General features: G+C 63.5%; 2 protein-coding genes. One reads left to right on the forward strand and one right to left on the reverse strand.

Annotated elements, in window-relative coordinates:
* Positions 1–215: 215 nt before the first annotated feature.
* Positions 216–1,208, reverse strand: a complete 993-nt coding sequence (locus C6P61_RS17460; protein WP_105731160.1) for a GlxA family transcriptional regulator — start codon at positions 1,206–1,208, stop codon at positions 216–218.
* A 149-nt stretch (positions 1,209–1,357) separates the two neighbouring features.
* On the opposite strand from C6P61_RS17460, the gene C6P61_RS17465 reads away from it, so the two are divergent.
* Positions 1,358–2,239 carry an MBL fold metallo-hydrolase gene (locus tag C6P61_RS17465; RefSeq protein ID WP_105731161.1) on the forward strand — a complete coding sequence of 294 codons (882 nt, stop codon included), beginning with the start codon at positions 1,358–1,360 and terminating at the stop codon, positions 2,237–2,239.
* Positions 2,240–2,804: the final 565 nt, after the last annotated feature.

The following is a 2,804-nucleotide window of genomic DNA, read 5'->3' on the forward strand; positions in this document are numbered from 1 at the left end:
AAGTTCATAACACGCTCTAGCATGCGCTTGAACCTGCCTGTGCGACCGCTTTGAGGCTTCCAGCTGGATGTCAGCTCAGGGTCGGAGACAGACATTCGGCGCTTCCCCTTGGTTGTCCGGTTCCGACCCATGGCGGTCATTTCACACCAAGCAAAAGACAGTTCTAGAAGTCGACACTTGATCTACAGAGACACCGTTGCTGCATGGGCTCGCGGTCAGTCGACGACGGGAGGGTGCGGCTGACCTCTTCGATCCACGTCAAAGAAGGCGCGTCGATAGGACGAAGGCGAGGTTTTGAGCTGCGCAGCGAAATGCTGACGAAGGGACAAGGACGTACCGAAGCCCGCTGCGGTGGCGATCCGCTCGATGGGCAGGTGGGTGGTCTCCAGGAGTTGCTGCGCCCGCGCCAGGCGCTCGCCAGCCAGCCACTTGATGACCGTCGTGCCAGTAGCCTCTCGGAAGCGGCGGGTGAAGGTCCGCCGGCTCATGTGCGCGACATCGGCCAAGATGTCCAGTGACAGCGGTTCGGCCAGGCGCTCACGCGCCCACTCCAGCACGCCGGGCATTCGGTTCTCGCTGGGGAGTTCCGGCACCGGTTGCTCGATGAACTGGGCCTGTCCGCCCTGCCGGTGAGGCGGGGTCACCAGCAACCGGGCGACCCGGTTGGCCACGTCGGCGCCGTGTCGCTGGCGCACCAGGTTCAGACAACAGTCAATGGCGGCCACTGTGCCGGCGGAGGTGATGACGCCGCCGTCATCGACATAGAGCACATCGGGCCGGAAGTCGGCCTTCGGGAAGCGCTGCGCGAAGAGTTCGCGGCAGGCCCAGTGCGTCGTCGCCTGCCGGCCGTCGAGCAGGCCGGCATCGCCGAGCACGAAGGCGCCCAGGCACAAGCCCACTACCTGCGCGCCCCGCTCGTGCGCCCGGCGCAGCGCATCGGTGAGCGCGGGCGGTGCCGGCCTTTGCGGATCGTTCCAGGCGGGCACGATGACCAGATCGGCATCGGACATGACGTCCTGGCCTTTAGGGATGTTGATCACTACACCTTGCGAGCAGCGCACAGGGCCGGGCCGAGGGGCCCAGTACCTCACCTCATAGGGCGCAAGGCCCAAGGGTGCGGGTTCGACGCCGAACACCTGGCTCGGGACCGAGAGGTGAAACAGGCTGACACCCTCAAAGGCGACGACGGTGACTCGGACGGCTTGCATGAGCGGGCCAGGAGGAAGGATGGAAATGGCCCGATCTTATCGATAAATGTCATTCGGGCCTATGGCTAGGAATTACTCTCCCCTGGAGAATCCAGCAAGACATCGGACAGCCGTCCGGTGCATTCGTCTACCTGAATACCGAGACTGACATGAACCTCACTCACCTGTTGCGCACCGTACTTGCCACGAGCAGCGTGGCTTTCCTGGTCGCCTGTGGCACGTCAAGCACCAGCCCTTCCGCAGCTCAGCAGACGCTGGGCATCCAGCAGATCCGCAATGCCACCCTCAAGGTGGAATACGCCGGCACGACCTTCCTGATTGACCCGATGCTGGCGAAGAAGGGGGCCTACCCGGGCTTCGAGGGCACCTACAACAGCCATCTGCGCAACCCGCTGGTCGATCTGCCGTTGCCCCTCGAAGAGGTGATGAAGGCCGATGCCATCATCGTCACTCACACCCATCTCGACCACTGGGACGAGGTCGCAAGGCAGCGTCTGCCCAAGGGCATGCCGATCTTCGTGCAGGACGAAAAAGATGCCATCAGCATCCGCCAGGACGGCTTCACCGATGTCCGCGTCCTCACCGAGAGCACGGTATTCAACGGGACGCGCCTGAGCAAGACCGGCGGACAGCATGGCGACGACAAGACCATGGCCGTCGCCGGCGAGCTGCTGGGGTCCGTCGCCGGCGTCGTCTTCCAGCGCCCCGGCCACAAGACGGTCTATGTGGCGGGCGACACGGTATGGAACCGCCATGTCGAAGACGCGCTCCAGCAGTACAAGCCGGACGTGATCATCCTCAACACCGGTTATGCACGCATCCAGGGACTGAAGGGCTCGATCATCATGGGCAAGGAAGACCTGCTGCGTGCCCACCAGGCCGCGCCGAAGGCCATGGTGATCGGCACTCATATGGAAGCGGTCAACCATGGCATGCAGACGCGCAAGGAACTGCGTGACTTCATCGCCGAGAAGGGGATGGACGCGCAGCGCGTGCGGGTACCGGCTGACGGCGAGGTCTACCGCTTCTGAATGTGCGGCTAGGGGTGGCCGACGCTGGCCGGTTGAATTTCAGATCGCGTTCGGTCGTGGACATTGGGGGTCGATGCCGACGCGAGGCCGTGGCTGGAATTGGCGTGCGAGTCTTGCTGCAAGAACTATTCGCCCAGGCGGTACCGCTGTACCTGCATGCACTACCTGCTCAGACAGGCGAAGCCTTGGTATCGACCAGCTGCAGCTTATAACCGGTACCAGTCAGCCAACGGCCCCAAGCCGACGACTGGCCACGACACATTCACTACAAGGAAGACGAGCGGCGCCAGGGCGACAAGCCCAACCGCCGCACGCTGCAGCGCCACCTGCACAAGCTCATCGAAGCGCGGCGCCTGACCACAGAGGGGGAAAGCATCGCCCTGCTCTACAAACCGGCTGTTGGCTCCGTTCCTGAGTATCCGTCCGGCAAACCCCATCTTGAAAGCAGCCTTGCCCTGAAGGATGCTTGTGTCCGCTTATCTACACGCGGACACATGGACACCAACATCACTCATCCCCCAGCCGGACGCCAGCGCCGGCGCCGTTCACCCGAGTTCCGGGCCGC

The sequence above is a fragment of the Malikia spinosa genome (assembly GCF_002980625.1).
GTDB lineage: Bacteria > Pseudomonadota > Gammaproteobacteria > Burkholderiales > Burkholderiaceae_C > Malikia > Malikia spinosa.

Coding starts and splice junctions, on each gene's coding strand:
- C6P61_RS17460 (WP_105731160.1), bottom strand. CDS start 1,208: ATGCAAGCCGTCCGAGTCACCGTCGTCGCCTTTGAGGGTGTCAGCCTG.
- C6P61_RS17465 (WP_105731161.1), top strand. CDS start 1,358: ATGAACCTCACTCACCTGTTGCGCACCGTACTTGCCACGAGCAGCGTG.